The organism is Streptomyces sp. NPDC044921, from assembly GCF_056432865.1.
The window spans coordinates 1-5,064 of the sequence record NZ_JBWKIF010000046.1 but is presented as its reverse complement, the minus strand read 5'-3'; the positions used below and the strand labels follow the sequence as shown (position 1 = coordinate 5,064).

General features: G+C 73.5%; 6 protein-coding genes. All 6 read right to left on the bottom strand.

Annotation, left to right across the window (positions count from 1 at the left end; translation table 11 throughout):
• Positions 1–290: 290 nt before the first annotated feature.
• Positions 291–725 carry a transcription antitermination factor NusB gene (gene nusB / locus AC07DA_RS36030; RefSeq protein WP_479132478.1) on the bottom strand — a complete coding sequence of 145 codons (435 nt, stop codon included), beginning with the start codon at positions 723–725 and terminating at the stop codon, positions 291–293.
• Positions 726–727: 2 nt separating this feature from the next.
• The gene (gene efp, locus AC07DA_RS36025; RefSeq protein WP_010046444.1) at positions 728–1,294 is read right to left on the bottom strand and encodes an elongation factor P; all 567 of its coding nucleotides are present in this window, start codon (positions 1,292–1,294) and stop codon (positions 728–730) included.
• 49 nt (positions 1,295–1,343) lie between these two features.
• Positions 1,344–2,450 (bottom strand): aminopeptidase P family protein, encoded by a 1,107-nt coding sequence (locus AC07DA_RS36020; protein ID WP_479132477.1) that lies wholly within the window; start codon positions 2,448–2,450, stop codon positions 1,344–1,346.
• A 123-nt stretch (positions 2,451–2,573) separates the two neighbouring features.
• Complete coding sequence (locus AC07DA_RS36015) at positions 2,574–3,449, bottom strand: Pro-rich N-terminal domain-containing protein (protein WP_479132476.1); 876 nt, start codon at positions 3,447–3,449, stop codon at positions 2,574–2,576.
• Between the two features lie 164 nt (positions 3,450–3,613).
• On the bottom strand, positions 3,614–4,705 hold the full coding sequence (gene aroB / locus AC07DA_RS36010; protein ID WP_479132475.1) for a 3-dehydroquinate synthase: 1,092 nt from the start codon (positions 4,703–4,705) through the stop codon (positions 3,614–3,616).
• A partial coding sequence (locus AC07DA_RS36005; protein WP_479132474.1) for a shikimate kinase occupies positions 4,702–5,064 on the bottom strand: 363 nt, incomplete at its 5' end. The genes AC07DA_RS36005 and aroB, both read right to left, overlap by 4 nt.

Genomic DNA, 5,064 nt, shown 5'->3' with positions numbered 1-5,064 from the left:
CGCCTGACGGTGGGGGGTGGGTCGGGGGGGCGGCGGGGGGGGGGGGGGGGGGGCGCCCCGCCCGGCGGGGGGGGGGGGGCGGCCCCCCCCGGGGGGGGGCCCCCCCCCCCCCCCCCCCCCCCCCCCCCCCCCCCCCCCGGGGGCGGGGGGGGGGGCCCCCCCCCCCGGCCCCCCCCCCCCCCGGCGGCGTTCTCGGAGCCGGGCGGCCTTCCCGGTGCCCCAGGGGACGCCGGAGGGCCCGCAGCGCTCGTGCCGCGGGCCCTCCGGCGTTCTGTCTGTCGCGGCCTGTCTCAGGCCTCGTCGCGGCGGAGCGAAGGCTTGAGCTCCTTCAGCCGGCCGAGCAGGCCGTTCACGAACGCGGGCGACTCGTCCGTGGAGAACTCCTTGGCCAGCTGCACCATCTCGTCGAGGACGACCGCGTCCGGGGTCCCGTCGACCCAGATCAGCTCGTAGGCACCGAGCCGCAGGATGTTGCGGTCGACCACCGGCATCCGGTCCAGCGTCCAGCCGACCGAGTACTGGGCGATCAGCTCGTCGATGCGCTTGGCGTGCTTGGCGTAGCCCTCGACCAGCTCCATCGTGTACTCGCTGACCGGCGGCTGCCGGGTGTCCGTCCGGGAGTGCCGGACCCAGTCCGCGAGGACCGTCAGGACGTCGGCGCCGCGCTGGTCACCCTCGAAGAGGATCTGGAAGGCGCGCTTGCGGGCCGTGTTGCGGGCAGCCACGGTTAGCTGTTCACCCGGCCGAGGTAGTCGCTGGTGCGGGTGTCGACCTTGATCTTCTCACCGGTGGTGATGAAGAGCGGGACCTGGATCTGGTGGCCGGTCTCCAGCGTGGCGGGCTTGGTGCCGCCGGTGGAGCGGTCGCCCTGGACGCCCGGCTCGGTCTCCTGCACGGTCAGCTCGACGGCGGCCGGCAGCTCCACGAAGAGCACCTCGCCCTCGTGCTGGGCGACCGTGGCCGTGAAGCCCTCGACGAGGAAGTTGGCGGCGTCGCCGACGGCCTTGCGGTCGACCATGAGCTGGTCGTAGGTCTCCATGTCCATGAAGACGAAGTACTCGCCGTCCATGTAGGAGAACTGCATGTCGCGCTTGTCGACGGTGGCCGTTTCGACCTTGACGCCGGCGTTGAAGGTCTTGTCGACCACCTTGCCGGAGAGCACGTTCTTGAGCTTGGTGCGCACGAAGGCCGGGCCCTTGCCGGGCTTGACGTGCTGGAACTCGACGACGGACCAGAGCTGGCCGCCTTCGAGCTTGAGCACCATGCCGTTCTTGAGGTCGTTCGTGGAAGCCACGGTTGCGGAATCTCCTGGACTGACGTACGACCCCGGTGCACGCACCTTCCTAGAGGGCGAGCAGCTCCTTGGTCGTGATGGTGAGTAGCTCGGGTCCGCCGTCCGCCTCGGGGCGGACGACGAGCGTGTCATCGATCCGGACACCGCCCCGGCCCGGGAGGTGGACCCCGGGTTCGACGGTGACCGGCACGCAAGCGTCCAGTTTACCCATGGCCGCGGGACTCAACTGAGGGTCCTCGTCGATTTCGAGCCCCACGCCGTGTCCGGTCCGGGCCGTGAGGCCCTCGGTGCGGCCCGCGGAGTCCAGGACCTGGCGTGCGGCACGGTCGACGTCCCGGCAGGCGACGCCGGGGACCAGGCTCTCGCGCCCGGCGCGCTGGGCCGCGAAGACCAGGTCGTACAGCTCGATCTGCCAGTCCGCCGGAGCCGTGCCGATGACGAACGTGCGGCCGATCTCGCAGCGGTAGCCGCGGTAGGTGGCGCCGAGGCACACGGACAGGAAGTCGCCCTCCTCGACGCGGCGGTCGGTGGGGCGGTGGCCGGGGCGGCCCGCGTGGGGTCCGGTGGCCACGGAGGTGGGGAAGGCCGGGCCGTCGGCTCCGTGGTCGACGAGGCGCCGCTCCAGCTCCAGGGCGAGGTGACGCTCGGTGCGGCCGACGAGGATGGACTCCAGCAGCTCGCCGAGGGCCTGGTCGGCGATCTCGGCGCCGATGCGCATGCAGGAGATCTCCTCCTCGTCCTTGACGACCCTCAACTGCTCGACCGCGCCGCCGAGGCCGGCGAGGCGGAGCCGGGGGGCGACGGAGCCGAGGGCTCGGTGCCGGGCCACGGTGAGGTGGTGCTCCTCCACGGCGAGGGAGTCGGCGCCCTGGTCCTGGGCGATGCCGGCTGCCGCGACGGCCGGATCGCCGTCGGCGGCTCCGGACAGGGTCCTCACGCGCAGGGCCTCGTCGGGGCGCTCCTGGGACGGGCGGTCCGCGGACGGGCCGTACACCAGGAGATCCTCGGTCTTGCCGAGCAGCAGGATGGCGCCGGGCGGGGCGGCGCCCGCGAGGTAGCGCACGTTGGCGGGGCGGGAGACCAGCGCCGCCGCGCTGCCGCCCGCGTTGCAGTATTCCCTCAGACGCGTCCGGCGGGCCGCGTACACCTCTGACATGACCCGAGCGTATGAGCTCCGCGGGTCCGGCGCCGTTCGGGAGAGGCCGAGTGGGGCAGCGGGATGTCCGCCGTCCGCGAGCCGGTGGGCTGCGGGCGCGGCTCCCGCGTCCCTACGGGGCGCTCACCACTGCGGCGGGCTCGCGATCGACCTGGCCAGGACGTCGTCCAGGATCCTCGCCGTCTCGGGCACGTCCAGCTGGGAGTTGTCGATGATCGGCAGTCCTGATCCGTACCAGCCGGCCATCCGGCCGTGGATACGGGCGACCTCCTCGTCGGACAGCCGCCGGTTCCCCGAGCGCTCCGCGTTGCGTTCGAGGACGATGTCCAGCCCGGGCAGCAGGACGACGGGCAGCAGGCCGGGCCCCACGTGGCGCTTCCAGCCGCCGAGGCCGACCACCGGCCGGTCGGGGAAGACGGCGTCGTCGAGGATGCACGAGATGCCGTTGGCCAGGAAGTTCCGCGCGGCGAAGCCGCAGGTGCGGCGGGCGAGGCGGTACTGGGCCTCCGAGTTGTCGTTCCACCCGGACTGCGGGTCGGCGAAGCCGGAGCGGACCCACTCGCGCACGTCGTCCAGGCTGATGTGCGCCGTCGGCACCCGGCGGTGGTCCGCCCAGTACTTGGCGACGCTGGTCTTGCCCGCGCCCGCGGGGCCGATGAGCAGCACGGCGAGCGTCGTGCCGGAGGGGTCGGGCGCCGCCGCGGCGGGTGGCACGCTCGGCATGGCGACCGGGCCGCCCGGCGGCAGGGTCACATGGCCGGTGGTGTCCGGCGGCGGTGGAGCGGAGGCCTGCGGAGGCGGCGCGGCCGGTCCGGGCGGCGGCGCGGCCGGTCCCGGCGGCGGCGCGGGATACCCCGGCGCCGGGGGCACGGGCGCGGAGCCCTGGTGCGCGCCCGGGTGGTGCGGACCCGGGTGATGTGCGGCCGGTGACCAGCCGACGGCCGGTCCGTGCCCCGGCTGATGGGGCGGCGGCAGCGGAGAACCCACTGCGTGCTGCATCCGGTGCCACTCCGTCTCGTACAGGCGATGGGCGCTGACAGCGGGGGCGGAACCCGCTGCTACCGAACGGTACCGCCCCCGGTCGTCGATGTGTGAACGGCCGGGGGCGGTCCGAAGTGCCCGGCTCCGCAAGGCGATTCCGGGCGGAAGGCGCGCCGGGGGACTTACTGCCCGACTTCGCCGTACGCGGCGAGCAGCACGGCCGGGTCGGGGCCTTCCAGGACGGTGGGCTTGGCCAGGCCGTCGAGGACGATGAAGCGCAGCAGGTCGCCGCGGGACTTCTTGTCGACCTTCATGGTCTCCAGCAGCTTGGGCCACTGGTCGTACCGGTAGTGCAGGGGCAGCCCCACCGATTCCAGGATCGTGCGGTGGCGGTCGGCCGTCGCGTCGTCCAGCCGGCCCGCCAGGCGGCCGAGTTCGGCGGCGAAGTGCATGCCGACCGAGACGGCGGCGCCGTGGCGCCACTGGTAGCGCTCGTTCTTCTCGATGGCGTGGCCGAGCGTGTGGCCGTAGTTGAGGATCTCGCGCAGGCCCGATTCCTTCAGGTCCGACGAGACGACGTCGGCCTTGACCCGGATGGAGCGCTCGATCAGCTCGGCGGTGTGCGGGCCTGCCGGGGTGCGGGCGGCCTCGGGGTCGGACTCGATGAGGTCGAGGATGACCGGGTCGGCGATGAAGCCGGCCTTGATGACCTCGGCGAGCCCGGAGACGTAGTCGTTGACCGGAAGGGAGTCCAGCGCGGCCAGGTCGCAGAGCACACCGGCGGGCGGGTGGAAGGCGCCGACGAGGTTCTTGCCCTCGGCGGTGTTGATGCCGGTCTTGCCGCCGACGGCCGCGTCGACCATGGCGAGCACGGTCGTCGGGATGGCGATCCAGCGCACCCCGCGCAGCCAGGTCGCGGCCACGAAACCGGCGAGGTCCGTGGTGGCGCCGCCGCCGACCCCGACGATGACGTCGGTGCGCGTGAAGCCGGACTGGCCGAGGGCCTTCCAGCAGTAGGCGGCGACCTCGGCGGTCTTGGCCTCCTCGGCGTTGGGCACCTGGATGGCGACGGCCTCGTAGCCCTGCTCGGCCAGGTCGGCGCGCAGGGCCTCACCGGTCTCGGCCAGGGCCTCGGGGTGCACGATCGCCACTCGCTTGGCCTTGCCGCCGATCAGTGCGCCGAGCTCGCCCAGGAGTTGGCGGCCCACCAGCACCTCGTAGGGGTCGGTGCCCGCGGTGCCGCCGACCTGGATCCGCGTCACTGGCTCGCTCATGCTTCCTTCAACTCCAGTGCGTCGAGGGCTACTTGGGTTACCTCATCGGGCGTGCGGCCGTCGGTGGCCACGACGACCGTGGCGACCTCCTCGTAGAGGTGCCGGCGGGCCTCCATCAGCTCGCGCCACTGCTTGCGCGGGTTGACCGCGAGTAGCGGGCGGGCCGCGTTGAGGCCGGTGCGCTTGACGGCCTCCTCGACGTCCATCGACAGGTACGCCACCCGCCGCCCGGCGAGCAGCGCCCGGGTCCCCGGATCGAGGATCGCGCCGCCGCCGAGGGCGAGCACGCCGTCGTGCTCGGCGAGCGCCTTGCGCACGGCGTCCTTCTCGACCGCCCGGAAGACGGCCTCGCCCTCGTC

Bases quoted from the DNA above. Each gene is read 5' to 3' on its own strand.
- AC07DA_RS36020 (WP_479132477.1), bottom strand. From the start codon at position 2,450: ATGTCAGAGGTGTACGCGGCCCGCCGGACGCGTCTGAGGGAATACTGC.
- AC07DA_RS36015 (WP_479132476.1), bottom strand. From the start codon at position 3,449: ATGCAGCACGCAGTGGGTTCTCCGCTGCCGCCGCCCCATCAGCCGGGG.
- aroB (WP_479132475.1), bottom strand. From the start codon at position 4,705: ATGAGCGAGCCAGTGACGCGGATCCAGGTCGGCGGCACCGCGGGCACC.